Here is a 17,280-nt window from a genome sequence, read left to right on the forward strand (position 1 = left end):
TGAACCCTTATTTTTTCTGAAAAATGAAGTCTGCCGGAAAGATAAAAAGGTAAGAATTCTTTTAATTAGACATGAACGTTAACTTCATAAAAACAGTTCAAGAAAAAGGCGTTGAAGCGTTATCTCTCATAGTTGCAATTGCAATATGGCAGCTTGCAGCAGACGTGATTGTACAGAATAAATTTAAGCTGCCTAGTTTTTATGATGTGATAATTTCTTTTTCTGCAATTGTAAAGAGTGGGCTAATTTTTACAGATGTATCTACTAGCCTAATTAACTTTTCAATTGGTATTGCTGGCGCTTTTGTAATTGGAATTCCCCTGGGAATAGCTATGGGATGGTTCAAGAAAATAAACAGAGCAGCTGACCCTATAATAGAGATACTGCGTCCTATTCCTCCTATTGCCTGGATTCCCTTTGCCATCATATGGTTTGGGCTTACCCACCAGGCCGCAGGTTTTGTTGTGTTTGTAGGAATGGTTTTTCCAATTATCATTAATACATATACAGGCTTTAAGAACGTACCGAAGGTTTATGTTGAAGCCGCAAGAGTTCTTGGCTGTACCCGAAACATGGACCTTATACGTTATATTGCAATTCCCTCAGCCATGCCCTCAATTGTTGCAGGAATCAGGATTGCCATGGGTGTAGGCTGGATGTGCCTTGTAGCTGCAGAAATGATGGGAAGCGACAGCGGACTCGGATATGAGATATGGCACAATTACTACATGCACAGGATGGATTTCGTACTTGTTTATATGTTGCTGCTCGGATTTGTTGGTCTTTTAATTGACCGTTTCTTCAGATATTATGTAGACGCAAAATTACTGAGATGGACATCAGGAACTGTGGTATAAGATGGGCAGAGTAAGTGTAAAAAATGTTTCACGTATCTTTACTAAAAAAGAAGAGAATGTAGGCACTGAAGCTTTACACGATGTGAGCTTTGATGTAGAAGATGGAGAGTTTATCTGCCTTCTGGGACCGTCCGGCTGTGGGAAGACCACTTTGCTACGCATTACTGCTGGACTTGAAACCCAGACTTCAGGAGAAATTACACTGAACGGAGTCCCTATAACTGGCCCGGACCCCAAAAGAGGTATGGTCTTTCAGCAATATTCTCTATTTCCCTGGAGAACAGTCATCGATAACATTACTTTTGGACTTGAAATGCAGGGAATTAGTAAGACTGAAGCCAGGAAGCAGGTGGAGAAATATATAGACCTTGTGGGCCTGGAGCAGTTCAAAAATAGCTATCCATATGAACTCTCCGGAGGTATGCAGCAGCGTGCAGCCATTGCACGAGCCCTTGCCAACGAGCCCGAAGTCCTTCTTATGGATGAGCCCTTTGGGGCCCTGGATGCTCAGACTAGAAATATCCTTCAGGATGAACTTCTGAAGATATGGGAACAAAAACATGTGACCTTCCTTTTCGTAACTCATAGTGTGGATGAAGCGGTTGTACTCGCGGACAGGATAGTGGTCATGACCGCAAGACCGGGAAGAATAAAAGAGATTGTAAAAGTTGACCTACCCCGCCCGCGCTCCAGGACAAGTCAAGAGGTTAACCGTTTAAGAGACCGCATCCTGAGACTTCTGGAAGAAGAAAGATTTCACAGGTAAAGTCTATGACTTTGGCAAAAAGGAGATAAAGCCACCGTGCGGAGTGGTAAAGAAAAAGTTAAATGTTCATTGGAAACTCCCGATTATTCTTCAGCCCGGATAATCACTTTCGTTAATGGCGCGACTTTCCTGACAAGAACTTTTCCAATAAGTTCAAGCGTGCCGTCTGCTTTTACAAAGTCAAGAACGCACCCAGGCCTGACGTGGATATCTCCCTGGCAGGCTGCGGTATTTATTTTAGCTTTATCGAGAAGGACAAGCTCAGAAGCTGTTTCAATATTGCCCAGAATTTTTGCCTTAGAACAGACAAGAGCACTTCTAGCTTTTACATTGCCTCTAATAACCGAACCTTTTCCTAGTTCAAGCTTACCAGTTACTGTGAGGTTCTTCCAGAACTTCACTTCCTGCCCGACGATTACATTGCCATCCAGAGTAAGATCCTCATCAAGAAAAGCTCGTTTTTCAATGACATAAGTATTGGATCTGGGGTGGTACTTGATAAAACGAATCATTAGAGATCACTCCGGGAGACTTTCCCCGGTTATAGATATAAAGCAAATACTTATTCTGCAAGGCATTTACAAAAATTTTGTCAATTAAATTTCCAAAGTATGATTGAATATCTATTATTTAACAGCATCGAATGTTCACTATCAGAAGCCATGAACAAACAATTAAAGCATAAACGACATGCTAAAAATAGCAAAAATATAGTCCTGTCAAAGTAAGCTGAAAAATATAATCGATAGAAACAGCTAAACGAACATGATATTCTTTGAATAACATGCACAACCAATGAAAATGCTTGCAGATGGCAGCATTTTCATGCTAAAACGTAGTCCGATTAAAGAAGCTGAACAGGAAATTATCGGCAAAAGTAAGGATAAAGGAAAGGACAAAGGTAAGGATAAAAGTAAAAGTCTAGATTAAAGAAAAATAATTCCGGTAACTCACATTCCGATTTATGACGTTTTTGTACAATTTAAAATCACAAAAGTATAATTACAATGTTCAGCCATTAACAAAACAGCCAGTATCAAGTGATTATTTTCCTAAATTGGCAGGTGTTCGGAATGTGCACGGTAATAGAATATCCGGAGATTATAATATATGTGAATGGAAAAGAGACTGAAGATTAGATATAGATATCATTTTTCAGTCTCGGTTTTTTCTCGTTTGAAATGACCTGCTTATTCAACGAGACTGGCGAAACCGTATTTGGGAAGAACCCTTTCGATTTTAATCCGGACTTTATCGTCAACTTTGGTGCCTGGGACAAAGACTACAAAACCCTCAATACGGGCAATGCCGTCTCCCTGGCGAGCGATATCCTGGATAGTTACATCGTAAACTTCGCCCTCTTCAACAGGAACAGAGCTACTTTCATCTCTGAACATGAAAACCATTCCTAATGACTTAATTGAAGTTGATATGGTTTATTTCCTGCATTTACTCAACAACGCTTGCAAATGCAAACTTGGGAAGAACCCTTTCAACTTTAATCCGGACTTCATCTCCAACTTTGGTGCCCGGGACAAAGATAACAAAACCTTCAATACGTGCGATGCCGTCTCCCTGACGAGCAATGTCCTGAATTGTTACATCGTAAACTTCGCCCTCTTCGACAGGGACTGAGCGACTTTCTTCTCTGAACATGAAAAATCATTCCTTTAATTTACTGAATTTAACGTGGTTACTGTATTTTCTGCATTTACTCGACAACGCTTGCAAATGCAAACTTGGGAAGAACCCTTTCGACTTTAATCCGGACTTCATCTCCAACTTTGGTGCCTGGGACAAAGACTACAAAACCCTCAATGCGAGCGATGCCGTCTCCCTGACGAGCAATGTCCTGAATTGTTACATCGTAAACTTCGCCCTCTTCGACAGGGACTGAGCGACTTTCTTCTCTGAACATGAAAAATCATTCCTTTAATTTACTGAATTTAACTTTAATTTAACGCAGTTATTTTATCCCACATTTACTCTACAATGCTTGCAAATGCAAATTTGGGAAGCACTCTTTCGATCTTAATCTGGACTTCATCGCCAACACTCGTATTCGGGACAAAAACTACAAAACCTTCGATACGGGCAATGCCGTCTCCCTGGCGAGCAATATCCTGAATAGTTACATTGTAGGTTTCGCCCTCTTCAATGGGCACAGGAGCACGTTCATCTCTAAACATTACATTCATTCCTTTAAATTCTATTAATCAGCTTAAGAAAGCTCTATCGACAGAAAAGAGTAAAAGCAGTACTTGACAAACCAAACTTGATAACCCAAATTCAGGAAGTACATATTCTACTTAATCTATTTTCTACTTAATCTATTTGATTAATTGATCCCCAACAGAGCTTCGGATAAGTCAATTAATTGGTCATACTCATATCCGCTTGTATATAACGTTTTGCTTTATTATCTATTAAAAAAGGAAAATAATGAAGTTTAGAAAATGTTTAATCCCTGGTTGTCAGACTTCTGGTTTCTAATTTCAAAGATATATAAATAAGGACAATTCATCAAAAAAATAAAATTATTCTGAATAAAAAGATATTTCTCTATTAACTCTATAGATTTTTGAGGAAGTGTTTTCTTGAGAAAGCCTGAATAAACTCCATAAAATTAGGGTTTTATTTCAAAAAGATTAGAAGGATAAGGGATTGTGCCGAAACTTATAAATATTTAAAACTCCATTGTGAGAATCGCTCATTTAATGATAATAACAATGCGTGGGCCCGTAGCTTAGTCAGGCAGAGCGATGGACTCTTAATCCATAGGCCGGGGGTTCAAATCCCTTCGGGCCCGCTATCGTTATCTATTTCTGAGAATTCTTTAACTGATTATAGGTATATTTCACTTATTTTAGGTATTCTTTCACTGTTTTAGGCATCATTTTACTAATTTTAGGTATACTCTTAATAATTTGATAATAAGCTGATCCTTAAACTCAAAATTACTCTGAATCCTATATCCGCAATAATCAGTAAATTTTCGAATCACGAAGATAATTTTGAAATTTTACTAATTTGACGGTGAAATTAGTTTTAGGATGGGCTCCTTATTAAAAATCAGTTGCATGTTTGGAAATGATTAATTGCTAAAAATAGTAATTGCTAAAAATAACTTATAACAATTGTTAAAAATCAGTTGTTAAAAATCAATTGTTAAAAATCAATTGTTAAAAATCAATTTCCAAATAAACTTTAAATATATAGAACATCTCAATGGGTGCAGCTCTAATGCCAAAAGTAAGTGTTGAAATCCCTCAAGAACTTCTGGATGACCTTAACAGGCATGTGGGAGATAACAAAAAATTTGTCAGTCAATCTGATGCTATCAGAACCGCTATTCGAAAAATGCTGGACATGATGGACGAGATCGATAGAAGGCATGGGAGACTCGAGAAGTGATTAAAAATCCTGATAATTGAAGTAAAACAGTTGAGGTTATAGCATTAAACCTTAATGCTATTGATTTATCAGTTCAACAATGTAAATCTTACACATTATAAAAATACCCCTTTATTTCCACTGTGGTTTGATATCTATCGCCTAATTTTTAGAATTTAAAACTTATAGTAGAGTTTCCACTGGAATAAGAAACATAGCCTGATTTCTCAAGTCATGGACTTTTCAGGTATGGATTTTCGGGATGAACTTAATATAAAAGTCAATTAAAAATTCAGGGGTTAGAGAGATTCCCTGAAATCCCTTATACCCTGAGATATATTGGAAAGCAATATAAATGCTATTTTCTGGTTAGGCCAGGAGCCCAGCCCGCAGTCAGGACCCACATACTTTATCAGGTTGCCAAAACGCCTGTAATAAACCTTCAGCCTTTTAGTTATAGTAGCCGGGGTCTCAAGTCCGCTAACAATTTCTGGAAGGTATTGCTGCTCTTTCCAGACGTTAGTACAGTACTTTTCACTAATGATTCCTGCCAGGGTATAGACATCAGTTCTTGCAATCCCAAGCCTCAGGAAGCAATCTGTGTCCTCCAGAGTTTTCTTGTCTATCAATTCCAGGTAAGATGGCGTGCCTGCGGATTCTACTCCTATGACGTTTATTGTGGGGACCTGACAGGCAATGTTATAGTAGAGAGGAGAATGAAGGTGAATCTGTACGTCGGCTCCCCATTTGCTGGCTGCTTTTGAGGCGCTGGTAAGAGCAGAAATAATATCGTTTTCATCAAAAGCAAGCTCAGGATTCAGCCCTATACTTGGTTCATCAATAGAAACCGCTGCAATCTTGAAATTTTTTGCAGATCTCATGGAGTTTCTTACAAAATTATTCACGCTTTTTGCAAAAATAGAATAGATATCCGTATACCGTGTGCCTCCGAATTCCTTCAGATAAAGTTCAGTTGGACCGGTTACACAAACCCGAACCTTGAGTGTTTCTCCGAATCGTTCCTTATAGGCTTTTGCAACCGTCTCTATAGCCTCAAGCTCCTCAATCCTGGCACATTCAAGTTTTACCTCAAAGGGGCCGTCACAGCAATTAGAGTCCCTAATAACCTTCAGGAACTGTTCATTCATATCCTGATACTGAGGATAGGTAGGAACATTAACACCTGCATCTATTTTTTGCTGAAAGGCGTCATTGATTACCGTAAAGAGTTTCTCATCTTCGGTTCTCGTTTTAAAGGCACTTTGGACCCATTCCTTACTGACTCCGTCAGGAAGGGGATAACTCCCAATATCGTCAAAGATGATTTCTTCCATATCCTCTTAGTAGACCTGTAAGGATTTAGCGTTATTGGAAAGACAGAATAAATATAAAAAAACAGAAAAAATTAAGAAAAATAAAATTTTATTCTGTTATTCAATTGTTCGAACATTAGAAAGATCAAACATTAGAAAGATCGAACCTTAAAAAGATCGAACATTAAAAAGAAATATTAAAAAGAAATATTAAAAAGAAATATTARAAMGAAATATTAGAAMGAAATATTAGAACGAAATATTAGAACGAAATATTAGAACGAAATATTAGAACGAAATATTAGAACGAAATATTAGAACGAAATATTAGAACGAAATATTAGAACGAAATATTAGAAMKAAATATTAGAAAGAGAATATTAGTAAGATTTACTCTTCCTGTTTTCTCTTCTCTTCATTAAACTCGTTAATTCCTTTTGCGGTATTCTCAAGAAGTTTAAAGGCAAGCTCCTGGTCCGGCCAGAAAGCCAGCCCGCAGTCCGGACTTGCATATTTTATCCGGTCTCCAAGGGCAGAATAAGCCGTTTCAAGCCTCTTTTTTACAACTGCCGGAGTTTCCAGGTCAGTAACGATTTTTTGCATATACTCCTTTTCCTTCCAGACATTAACCCCATACGTTTCATTGACAATGCCAATAAGACTGGAAATATCGGTTCTCGAGACTCCGAGCCTGATATAGGTGTCTGAATCCTCAAGCACTTTTTTATCCAGGAGGTTCAGATAAGAAGGAGTTGCCGCGTATTCAAAACCGATAACATTAATAGGGGTCTCGCAGACAAGTTTGTATTTTAACGGCGAATGAAGGTGAATTCCCACATCAGCTCCCTGTTTCCGGGCGTAAGTGGAAGCGACGGTGAGAGCAGAGACGATGTCGGCGTCAGAAAACTGGATTCTGTCATTTATCCCGAGGCTTGGCTCATCCAGGGCTATGATCTTTATTTTGAAATTTTTCGCAGCTACAAACGCCTGTTTTATGAAATCTTCAATATCCAGTGCAAGGACATGATAAGCGTCAGCATAACCCGTTGCCCCGAAGGCCTGGAGGTAGAGGTCTGTTGGGCCTGCAATACAAACCCTGACTTCAAGCGTTTCTCCTGTTTCTTCCCTGTACTGTTTTGCAACCTCGTCAATGATCTCCAGCTCAAGGATCTTTGCATTTTCCTCTTTCAGTAAATAAGGTTCATAACAGTTTTTTTCGTCTTTGATAATGTCCAGAAACTGTCCTATCATGTCCCTGAATTGAGGATAAGTAGGAACATGCAGACCCACATCGATTTTCCTTCGGAAAGTCTCTCTGACAATGGAAAAAAGCTTTTCATCTTCGTCCCGGTTTTCAGCCGCAGTCTTTATCCACTCCCTTGTAATACCCTCGGGCGTAGGAAGGCTGCCTCCATCAGTAAAAATAATGTCCTGCATACCTCTTATGTAAGACAGTATCAAGTATTATAAGTATTGGAATTGATTTGAGCTAAAAATTCAAAATAGAGAAGTCAAAATAGATAAGTCAAAATAGAGAAGTCAAAATAGATAAGTCAAAATAGATAAGTCAAAATAGAGAAGTCAAAATAGATAAGTCAAAATAGATAAGTCAAAACAGATAAGTCAAAATAGATAAGTCAAAATAGAGAAGTCAAAATAGAGAAGTCAAAGTAAAGAAGTCAAAGTATAGGAGAAAACCAGATTTTATTTGTAGATATCCCGTCGGTGCCCAATTTTAAGCACGAGTATTTTCAAGCAACTGCCCTGAATCTCCAGGATCACTCTATAATCCCCTACCCTCAACCGGTAATTTGGAGACCCGACCAGTTTTGTTACATAGCGAAATGGATCCTCCTTCAGCTCAGAGACCTTACGAAAAATACGCTTTGCCAGCTGGCGATCGAGCTTTCTGAGCTGATTGACCGCAGGTTCAGACCAGATGATTTGGTAATGCATCAAAATCTCGCTCTCAGTATCAGTTTCTTAGAAACCCAGCTCTTTTTTTAAATCTTCATGTGTTATGTACCTGCCTTCCTCAACAGCTTTTCGGGCAAGTTCGATTTCTTTTTTTGTTTCCTCATTTAGTTCCTGGACTTCTTCCAGTAACCGCTCAAGTACCTCGTTGTAAGTTTCCCGCTTATAGATCTTCATTTTTTCAAGAGCTTCTTTAGTGCTCTGTTTCACTTGAATGGTTGTTGTCTCAGCCATGTTTTACTTTATACAGAGAGATTTACTTATAGTTTATTATAACAGATTATAACAAACTATAGCGAGAAGAAGGTTAGTTGAAGTCTATTTAAGAATTAATCCCGAGTACAAGACTGATACCTTAAAGAATAGACAAAAACAATAAAGATTCTCAGTATAGTTGACGAAATGGGAAATGGGGCCTGAACTCATTTTTCTTCAGTTTCAAGATCTTCGTCTTCCGGTTCAAGTTCTTTCCGCAACTTTACTTCTCTGTTCTCCAACATTTTCATAAAAGTAGAAATCGGGACAATGAGCCCATTGACCATTACGAAGTCATTAAAAGGATTCTCATTTTGCACCCTTTCTGTAGAGAACTCATCATCAAAATGTCTTATTTTGAACATATCGCGGATTTTCTGTGCTTTCTGATAGGTTGTGCTCTGGCTTGTCCCAAAATAATCACAGAGATCAGTAGCACTTACATAGGGCTCAAAACTTCTGTCAAAAAGAAAATTGATCTGTCCAAGCGCATAAATCACCGCAGCAGCCCAAATATCCAGCCTTCCGGAAAGAAAAGGTACCTGCCTTTTCCGGCTCATTTTATTGATTAGTTTTTGACACAGCATTTTATAGTCTTCATCAAGGTAGCTGTCTGCAAATCCGTCTGTCATCTGGATAAGAGTGTCTTTCTTTTGTTGCACAAGTTCGCGGTTGGCCATAGTTTATCCTCTAAATATCAAATAATATAAATTATACTTTATAGCTTGTGACTATTCAGTTTACAAATAATCAGTTGATACCAATAGTGAAAAAGAGTATTATGTAGCATTATAAAATTTTTTAAAAAAAGATTTTTCAACCAAATATCAATTAGGGATACATGTTCCCGCTTTCCAGAACCCTCCAGTTGTTCCCTGTTTTTGCAAGCAGGAGGCAAATAGTCCAACCCACCTTGCACATGGAACTGATTTTTCTGAAACAAGCACAGGCCCAATATTTTTCCCGTCCGAATAACTCTCAAACCAGAGTTTTCCGGTTTTAATCTCGGTGATAATGAAGAAATCATCCAGAGTTTCAGAATAATTTTTAACAGGATTTTCAAGTTATTGATGGTCTCAACTACATTATAAGCAGTTGACTAAATTGTAGGAAGTTTGAAATGAAAGTAAAGCTATAATGCTAATTGATAGCAGTCAAAGTATCCAGAATATTGTATTTAATCGTTTTTCGCCTTTAATCATTTATTCCGCTTTCTTGCAAGCGGCATTTCCCTTATAAAGACAAAACGAAATATAAAAGAAAGTGCTACCACCAGAAACCAGACCAAATGAAAAAGCAGTTTATAGATAAAGAAAAATAATAAAAAGGGTGATCCAGTTTGAATAATTTTCAGGAAAAAACGAGTTTTATCTGGTCAGTTGCAGATGAAGTCTTAAGGGACGACTTCAAGAGGGGAGAATACCCTGATGTGATCCTTCCATTCACGGTTTTGAGGCGGCTTGACTGCGTACTTGCGCCTACAAAAGATAAAGTCCTTGAGTATGACAAAAAACTGGAAGGAAAAATTGAGAACAAGGATGGTGCACTACGTCATGCTTCAGGTTACAGTTTTTACAATACATCACCTTATGATTTTGAAAAACTCCTTGCAGCTCCAACCAGCATTGGCCAGAACCTCCGCGCCTATATTAATGGTTTTTCGGAAAACATGCGGGAGGTTATAGACAAGTTCAAACTTTGGGGAACCATAGATACGCTGGAAGAAAAAGGCCTGCTCTTCCTTTTGATCCAGAAGTTTGCAAACGTTGACTTGCATCCCGACGCTGTCAGCAACCATGAAATGGGCTACATATTTGAAGAGCTGATCCGCAAGTTCAATGAGCAGACGAATGAAAACCCGGGTGAGCACTTTACCCCGAGAGAGGTAATCCGGCTGATGGTGAACTTACTGTTAAGTCAGGACCAGGAAAAGCTTGCCCAGAACCACATTGTCAGAACGGTTTACGATCCTGCCTGCGGCACCGGCGGAATGCTGACAATTGCAAAAGAGCATATTCTTGACCACATTAACCCCAATGCAAATATCAAGCTCTTTGGCCAGGAAGTAAACGATAAGACCTTTGCAATCTCCAAATCCGATATGCTGATTAAAGGCGACGACAAAGACGCCGACAATATTAAGCCTGACTCTTCTTTTTCAAAAGACGGCCACGCAGGAGAAACCTTTGATTACATTCTCTCAAATCCCCCCTACGGCAAAGACTGGAAAAAAGAGGAGGATTTCATTGAAAAAGAGGCAAAGAAAGGCTATGAAGGCCGTTTCGGAGCCGGACTTCCAAGAAAAAGCGACGGTCAGCTTCTTTTTGTTCAGCACATGGTCTCCAAGATGAAGCCCCTTGAAGAAGGCGGCTCAAGAATCGCTATCGTCATGAACGGATCGCCCCTCTTTACAGGCGATGCAGGTTCAGGTGAAAGTGAGGTCCGCCGCTGGATTATTGAAAAAGACTGGCTCGAAGCTATTGTGGCCCTTCCAAACCAGCTTTTCTACAACACAGGCATTAACACCTATATCTGGATTATCACAAACCGCAAGGATGAACAGCGCAGAGGCAAAGTCCAGCTTATAAATGCTGCCGATTTCTACGTAAAAATGCGAAAGAGCCTCGGCGACAAGCGTAATGAGATCTCCCCTGCCCAGATTGAAGAGATCACAAAGCTTCATACTGATTTCAAAGAGAACGAGTTTGTAAAAATTTTCGATAACGAAGCCTTCGGCTACAGGAAAATTACAGTTGAACGCCCTTTGCGCCTGAACTTCCAGGTCTCTTCCGAAAGAATAGCCCGCTTAAAAGAACAGTCAGCTTTCCAGAACCTTGCTGTCAGCAAAAAGAAAAAAGACCTTCAGGAAAAAGCCAGGGAGGAAGCTGAAGGCCGAAAAGCCCAGGAAGAGATCATAAATGCCCTTTCCTGCATGGATGCAAACATTTTCTACACAGACCGCGCACAGTTTGAAAAAGCTCTGAACGCAACTCTTAAAAAAGCAGGCCTGACACCTGCCGCAGCAGTAAAAAAAGCGATTTTTGAAGCCCTTTCCGAAAGAGACGAAAACGCCGAGACCTGCAAAGATAAAAACGGTAATAAAGAAGCCGATTCCCAGCTTAGGGACACTGAAAATGTTTCCCTGAAAGAGGATATTTACGCTTACTTTGAAAGAGAAGTCAAGCCGCATGTTCCGGATGCCTGGATTGATGAAACCACCCGTGACCCAAAAGACGGCGAAGTCGGAAAAGTCGGGTATGAGATCAACTTCAACCGCTGTTTCTACAAATACGAACCTCCGAGAGCACTTGAAGACATCGAGGCTGATATCAATAAACTGGAAAATGAAATTTTGGAACTTTTGAGGGAGATGGAGGAATGAGTGGGCTTGTGGATGGAGTTAACGAGAATATTCAGGTGAAAAACGATCAGGAAAAATATGATGTAAAGCTGGGTATTCGTGAGTGGAAATGCTATCCAGAGTATAAGGATTCAGGGGTGGAGTGGATTGGGGAGATTCCTAACTTTTATAAGATTACAAAAGTAAAATATGTATGCTCTGTAAATGGACGCATCGGGTTTAGAGGATACACAACACAAGACTTAGTTTCTGAAAATGAAGGAGCTCTGACTCTTGGAGCAGCTCAAATTGACAATAATGGAAACATAGATTTAACTGCACCTGTTTATATTTCGTGGAAAAAGTACTATGAATCTCCAGAAATTATGGTAAAGAGAGAAGATGTGCTAATTGTACAAAGAGGATCTTGTGGGAGAGTAGGCTTCGTTAAAGAAGAAATTGGTCATGCGACAATAAATCCAAGTTTGATTATATTAAAAAGCAATGATTCAATAATGAGTAAATATTTGTTTTATTATCTTTCCAGCTCATTTGTCCGAAATGTATTCAATATGCTTTTATCTTCAACTGCTGTCCCCATGCTGTCACAAGAACAAATAAGTAACGTGCCTGTTATACTCGCAGATCGCAAAGAACAAACAAAAATTGTTAGTTATCTTGATCGCGAAACCGCCAAAATTGATACTTTGATCGAAAAAAAGCAACGTTTAATTGAACTTTTAGAAGAAAAGCGCTCTGCCCTGATCAGTAATGTGGTAACAAAAGGGCTTGACGCTGATATGAAGATGAAAGATTCAGGGGTAGAATGGATTAGGATGATTCCGGAAAATTGGGAAATGACCAAAAATGGTTTACTTTTCAATCAAAGGGATGAAAGGGATTTTCCTGATCTTCCAATATTACAGGTTTCGATTAGTAAGGGAGTCACATTAAGGGAATTTTCAAAAGATCGAGTTGAACAGATGGCTGAAGACCCCGCAACTTACAAGAGAACAAAAAAGGGAGACATAGTGTTCAATAAGATGCGTATGTGGCAGGGTGCAATTGGGGTTGCACCGCAAGATGGACTTGTAAGTCCAGATTACACAGTTGCCAAGCCTATAGAAACAGTAAACCCCAGATATTTTGAACTTCAATTCAGAACTGATTTTTACAAAACGGAAGTGAATAGATACTCTTATGGAATTGTAAGTGATCGAAATAGGCTCTACTGGGATGGATTCAAGCAGATAAAATCCATATCCCCCCCTTTTGAAGAACAGAATATAATCGTTAACTTCCTAGACAGTGAAACTGAAAAAATTGATACATTTATAAATAAGATAAGCGCGCAGATAGAAAAACTGAAAGAGTACCGCACTGCTCTGATCTCTGCGGCTGTCACTGGAAAAATTGATGTGCGGGAGGAAGTTGCATAATCGATACGTCTGAAAAGGATTTTGAAGAGAGCATTGAGAAGAGCCTGCTTGAAGACGGATATCTGAAGAGGAAATCTGAGAATTATGACAGGGAACTTTGCCTGGACACGGAAATGCTCTTTGACTTTTTGAGGACTACACAACCTGAGACATGGGACGAATTTAAAAAACGCAGAGGACCGAGGCATAGGGAACTTTTTCTGGAAAGGCTTCAGAAACAAATTGATAGACGCGGAGTGCTTGACCTTCTGCGGAAAGGGGTTAAGGACAGTGGGTGCCATTTCAAGCTTGCTTATTTCAAGCCGGAAAGTGATCTTAATGAAGAACACAGACGGCTTTACAATGGAAACATTTTTTCTGTAGTGCGGCAGCTTCATTACAGTAAAAAGGAACCTTTGCTTTCCCTTGATCTTGCGCTTTTTTTGAATGGGTTTCCGGTAGCTACAGCAGAACTTAAAAATCCCCTGAAGGATCAGAACGTTCAGGATGCCATAAAACAGTACAGGGATACCAGAAACCAGAACGAGCCTCTCTTTAAGCTGGGACGTTGTTTTGCTCATTTTGCGGTTGACCCTGACCTTGTTTTCATGACTACGGAACTGAAAGGGAGTTCCACGGATTTTCTGCCGTTTAACAGGGGAAGAAATGGGGGGGCTGGGAATCCTGACAACCCGAAAGGATACAGGACTTTTTACCTCTGGGAGCGGGTCTGGCAGAAAGACCAGATGCTTGAGATTGTCCAGAATTTCCTGCAGTTCGTAAAGGAAGAAAAGGAAGTAAAAAACGGAAAGAACGAAAAGGATGGAAAAGTTGGAACGGACGGGAAAGAAAAGAAAATTAGCCAAAAATTCATTTTTCCGCGCTATCACCAGCTCTATTCCGTAAAAAGGCTTGTCACACACGCTAAATATCACGGTACAGGTCATAATTACCTTATCCAGCACAGCGCAGGAAGTGGGAAAAGCAACACCATAGCCTGGCTCTGTCTGCAACTTTGCGGGCTTCACGATGCCGAAAACAAGCGGGTTTTTGACTCAATTATCGTTGTTACGGACCGAAGAGTGCTTGACAGGCAGCTTCAGGACACCATCACACAGTTCGAGCACGTCAAGGGCACAGTTGCAACCATCAAAAAAGACAAAGCAAAAAGCCTGACAGCCGCACTTCAGGAAGGAAAGGACATCATCGTCTGTACACTTCAGACTTTTCCCTTTGCTGTAAACGCGATCAGTGAGATGCCGGGAAAGCACTTTGCCGTAGTCGTAGATGAAGCCCATTCTTCCCAGAGCGGGGAAGGGGCAGACAGCGTAAAAAAGATCCTGGGATCTGCTGACCTCGAAAATGATGAGCAGGAAGAAGAGCCTGAAGATGACGAAGACCTCGTAAACCAGAGAGTAGAGGCAGAACTGAAGCACAAAGGAAGGCTTCCCAATGTCAGTTTCTTTGCCTTTACCGCAACCCCGAAAACCAAAACTCTTGAACTTTTCGGCACCCAGCAGCCTGACGGGAGCTATGAGCCCTTCAGCCTTTATACCATGAAGCAGGCAATTGAGGAAAAATTCATCCTGGATGTGCTTGAAAATTACACTACCTTTAAAGTCTATTTCAACCTGCTCAAAACAATAGAAGACGACCCCAGGTACAGCAAAAAGAAAGGCATGCACCTCCTCAAAGCTTATGTGGACAACCATGACCACTCCATAAGAACAAAAACGGCCATCATTGTCGAGGACTTCCGTGAAAAGGTCATGAATAGAATTGACGGGCAGGCAAAGGCAATGCTTGTCACAAAATCCAGGGCAAGCGCAGTTAAATATAAACTGGCTTTTGACAGGTACATAAAGACCCATGAATATTCTTTCAAAGCCCTTGTAGCCTTTTCAGGTACGGTTCAGGATGGGGAGACCGGCAGAGAATTTACAGAAGCAATCATGAACGGTTTTTCGGAAAGCCAGACTGCAGAAGTTTTCAAGCGGGAAGACTACCGCATCCTGATAGTGGCCAATAAATTCCAGACCGGCTTTAATCAGCCTTTATTGTACGCAATGTATGTGGATAAAAGGCTCGGGGGCGTAAATGCTGTCCAGACTTTAAGCCGCTTGAACCGTAAATATACAAACAAAGAAGATACAATGGTCCTGGACTTTGAAAATGAAGCAGACCTTATTCAGCGGAGTTTTCAGCCCTACTACGAAAAAACCCTGCTCACTGAAGCAACTGACCCCAATAAGCTCTATGATTTTGAGTATGAGCTTAAAGAATACCATATTTTTGAAGAAGAAGATCTAGAAACCTTTGCCAGGGAATATTTCTCACCAAAAGGCAAGCAAGAAAAGCTTCATTCCATACTTTCCCCGGTTGTTGACCGCTACCTCGCAAAACCAAAAGAGAAACAGCATGATTTCAGAACGCTGGCTAAAAGATATGTAAGGCTCTATTCCTACCTTTCTCATGTAATTCCCTTTAAAGACGTTGATCTGGAAAAACTTTACCAATTTTTGCGGCACCTGCACAGGAAACTTCCAGTTTCAAGAGACCGCCTTCCTGTGGAAATTACTGAAAACATAAACATGGATTCTTACCGTATTCAGCAGACCAGCAGTGGAAAAATAGCTCTTGCGGACGAGGACGGAAAGCTCGGCCCTAGCCGGGAACCCGAAAACTTCAGTGAACCTGAAGAAGAAATCACACCCCTCTCCATAATCATTCAGGAAATAAATGAAAGATTTGGAGATATTGATTTTACAGACGCAGACAAACTAAGATACTTTTCAGAAGATATGGAGCGCCGTCTTGTAGAAAACGAAAACCTTGCAAGGGCTGCAAATCCGAAAATAAACACAAAGGACAACTTCAAGCTTATCTATAACGACTACTTTGACGATATCCTGAACGACATGATAGATTCAAACTTTGATCTCTACACCAAAATCAATGATGATAGAGATTTCGGAAATATATTCAGAAAGGCGCTCTTTGACAGTGTTTACAAGCATTTGACTGAAAGAAAGAAAAAATAAGAATGAAGAAAGGGTGAAAAGTGCAAGAAAGGATCAGAAAAGATAAAAAGGTAAGAAAGGATCAGAAGAGATAAAAAAGGTAAGAAAGGATCAGAAGAGATAAAAAAGGTAAGAAAGAATCAGAAAGTCAGTATTCAGTAATAGGATACACAGCCTTACTATCAATTATCTTCCACACACTTCCTGTTTTCCCTATCCAGAGCACTACAGTCCAGCCGGTCTTGCACATGGAACTGATTTCTTCGGAAACGAGAACAGGCCCTGAAAGTTTCCCTGGATCCATTAAATCCTCAAGCCACAATTTTCCGGGATCGATTTTTTTAATGGTAAAAAGGCTGTTCAGCTCTTCCGTGTATTTCCCACGTGGAGACTCTGCAGCATATTCAGACATCAGGCCATTTACTTTTACCGCTAGCGGGAGGTCGGCCTTGAGTTCTTTTACCCTCCTGTCCATTATTTTGTAATCACCGTCCGCCAGATACCCTTTCTCGTGCAGCCACTTCACCAGTTTGTGCATAACCCTTCCCACAATAGCCAGGAAGTTTTTACTGGCTTCAACCCTCAAAACCATAAAAAGGCCGAGAAAAGACTCCATTTCCTTGAGTCCAAGTTGACTGGGGCCAAAGATCTCACAATATTCCTTTCCTTTGCCTTCAGACAGCTCTTCGTATCTCTCCAGTTCTTTCTCTGTCAGATTTTCAGAGCCATAGCCATTGAGATAACGCTCGAAATAGTTGATCGCAAGTTTACTTCCTGAATAGGTCTGAGGCTTCAGGGCGCTCTGCTGCTCAGCCAGAAATTCCTGAAAAACTTTCTGTAGAGTCTTTTCTTTCGTACTTTTCATGGCATTTCCTATTTACAATCCTTTAATTAAACTAAAGTAAATCATCGATCTTAAAAATTGGCATGAAGAACTCATATTG

At 40.1% G+C, this 17,280-nt stretch carries 18 protein-coding genes and 1 tRNA gene; 8 read left to right on the plus strand and 11 right to left on the minus strand.

Features of this window, described 5'->3' with window-relative positions:
* Positions 1-71 precede the first annotated feature (71 nt).
* Positions 72-857 carry an ABC transporter permease gene (locus FXW07_RS00645; protein WP_229393298.1) on the plus strand — a complete coding sequence of 262 codons (786 nt, stop codon included), beginning with the start codon at positions 72-74 and terminating at the stop codon, positions 855-857.
* 1 nt (position 858) lies between these two features.
* On the plus strand, positions 859-1,623 hold the full coding sequence (locus FXW07_RS00650) for an ABC transporter ATP-binding protein (protein WP_048123362.1): 765 nt from the start codon (positions 859-861) through the stop codon (positions 1,621-1,623).
* Positions 1,624-1,706: 83 nt separating this feature from the next.
* Here FXW07_RS00650 and FXW07_RS00655 read toward each other — a convergent pair whose 3' ends face one another.
* Positions 1,707-2,135 (minus strand): polymer-forming cytoskeletal protein, encoded by a 429-nt coding sequence (locus FXW07_RS00655; protein ID WP_048123360.1) that lies wholly within the window; start codon positions 2,133-2,135, stop codon positions 1,707-1,709.
* Between the two features lie 283 nt (positions 2,136-2,418).
* On the opposite strand from FXW07_RS00655, the gene FXW07_RS19155 reads away from it, so the two are divergent.
* Positions 2,419-2,553, plus strand: coding sequence for a hypothetical protein (locus FXW07_RS19155; RefSeq protein ID WP_255678517.1), 135 nt, complete (start codon positions 2,419-2,421; stop codon positions 2,551-2,553).
* 260 nt (positions 2,554-2,813) lie between these two features.
* On the opposite strand, the gene FXW07_RS00660 is transcribed toward FXW07_RS19155, so the two are convergent.
* The 4 genes from FXW07_RS00660 to FXW07_RS00675 all read right to left on the minus strand — a co-directional run bounded on the left by FXW07_RS00660 (position 2,814) and on the right by FXW07_RS00675 (position 3,812).
* Positions 2,814-3,020, minus strand: a complete 207-nt coding sequence (locus FXW07_RS00660; protein WP_229393299.1) for a TRAM domain-containing protein — start codon at positions 3,018-3,020, stop codon at positions 2,814-2,816.
* Positions 3,021-3,072: 52 nt separating this feature from the next.
* Positions 3,073-3,279 (minus strand): TRAM domain-containing protein, encoded by a 207-nt coding sequence (locus FXW07_RS00665; RefSeq protein ID WP_011033303.1) that lies wholly within the window; start codon positions 3,277-3,279, stop codon positions 3,073-3,075.
* A gap of 55 nt (positions 3,280-3,334) precedes the next feature.
* Entirely contained in the window at positions 3,335-3,541 is a 207-nt protein-coding gene (locus FXW07_RS00670; protein ID WP_011306043.1) for a TRAM domain-containing protein, read from the minus strand.
* A 64-nt stretch (positions 3,542-3,605) separates the two neighbouring features.
* Positions 3,606-3,812: a TRAM domain-containing protein gene (locus tag FXW07_RS00675; protein WP_048123355.1), complete on the minus strand. Its 207-nt coding sequence runs from the start codon at positions 3,810-3,812 to the stop codon at positions 3,606-3,608.
* Between the two features lie 546 nt (positions 3,813-4,358).
* Here FXW07_RS00675 and FXW07_RS00680 point away from each other — a divergent pair.
* A tRNA-Lys gene (locus FXW07_RS00680) sits at positions 4,359-4,432 on the plus strand.
* Positions 4,433-4,866: 434 nt separating this feature from the next.
* On the plus strand, positions 4,867-5,037 hold the full coding sequence (locus tag FXW07_RS00685) for a ribbon-helix-helix protein, CopG family (protein WP_011306041.1): 171 nt from the start codon (positions 4,867-4,869) through the stop codon (positions 5,035-5,037).
* 278 nt (positions 5,038-5,315) lie between these two features.
* Here FXW07_RS00685 and FXW07_RS00690 read toward each other — a convergent pair whose 3' ends face one another.
* From FXW07_RS00690 to FXW07_RS00710, 5 genes are all read right to left on the minus strand, one after another.
* Complete coding sequence (locus tag FXW07_RS00690) at positions 5,316-6,350, minus strand: methionine synthase (RefSeq protein ID WP_048123352.1); 1,035 nt, start codon at positions 6,348-6,350, stop codon at positions 5,316-5,318.
* A gap of 369 nt (positions 6,351-6,719) precedes the next feature.
* Complete coding sequence (locus FXW07_RS00695; protein ID WP_048158020.1) at positions 6,720-7,766, minus strand: methionine synthase; 1,047 nt, start codon at positions 7,764-7,766, stop codon at positions 6,720-6,722.
* Between the two features lie 267 nt (positions 7,767-8,033).
* The gene (locus tag FXW07_RS00700) at positions 8,034-8,285 is read right to left on the minus strand and encodes a type II toxin-antitoxin system RelE/ParE family toxin (RefSeq protein WP_011306038.1); all 252 of its coding nucleotides are present in this window, start codon (positions 8,283-8,285) and stop codon (positions 8,034-8,036) included.
* A 27-nt stretch (positions 8,286-8,312) separates the two neighbouring features.
* A complete protein-coding gene (locus FXW07_RS00705) occupies positions 8,313-8,537 on the minus strand; it encodes a hypothetical protein (RefSeq protein WP_011306037.1) in 225 nt (74 codons plus the stop codon).
* Between the two features lie 188 nt (positions 8,538-8,725).
* Complete coding sequence (locus tag FXW07_RS00710; protein WP_048158019.1) at positions 8,726-9,238, minus strand: DUF6398 domain-containing protein; 513 nt, start codon at positions 9,236-9,238, stop codon at positions 8,726-8,728.
* A gap of 659 nt (positions 9,239-9,897) precedes the next feature.
* Between FXW07_RS00710 and FXW07_RS00715 the strand changes: the two genes are divergently transcribed.
* The 3 genes from FXW07_RS00715 to FXW07_RS00725 all read left to right on the plus strand — a co-directional run bounded on the left by FXW07_RS00715 (position 9,898) and on the right by FXW07_RS00725 (position 16,357).
* The gene (locus FXW07_RS00715; protein ID WP_229393300.1) at positions 9,898-11,940 is read left to right on the plus strand and encodes a class I SAM-dependent DNA methyltransferase; all 2,043 of its coding nucleotides are present in this window, start codon (positions 9,898-9,900) and stop codon (positions 11,938-11,940) included.
* Positions 11,937-13,337: a restriction endonuclease subunit S gene (locus FXW07_RS00720; RefSeq protein ID WP_229393301.1), complete on the plus strand. Its 1,401-nt coding sequence runs from the start codon at positions 11,937-11,939 to the stop codon at positions 13,335-13,337. Before FXW07_RS00715 ends, FXW07_RS00720 begins: the two co-directional genes overlap by 4 nt.
* Positions 13,338-13,465: 128 nt before the next feature.
* On the plus strand, positions 13,466-16,357 hold the full coding sequence (locus tag FXW07_RS00725) for a DEAD/DEAH box helicase family protein (protein WP_229393302.1): 2,892 nt from the start codon (positions 13,466-13,468) through the stop codon (positions 16,355-16,357).
* A gap of 127 nt (positions 16,358-16,484) precedes the next feature.
* On the opposite strand, the gene FXW07_RS00730 is transcribed toward FXW07_RS00725, so the two are convergent.
* The gene (locus tag FXW07_RS00730; protein ID WP_229393303.1) at positions 16,485-17,201 is read right to left on the minus strand and encodes a hypothetical protein; all 717 of its coding nucleotides are present in this window, start codon (positions 17,199-17,201) and stop codon (positions 16,485-16,487) included.
* Positions 17,202-17,280 lie beyond the last annotated feature (79 nt).

The organism is Methanosarcina sp. DH1, from assembly GCF_020804205.1.
Lineage (GTDB): Archaea > Halobacteriota > Methanosarcinia > Methanosarcinales > Methanosarcinaceae > Methanosarcina > Methanosarcina vacuolata.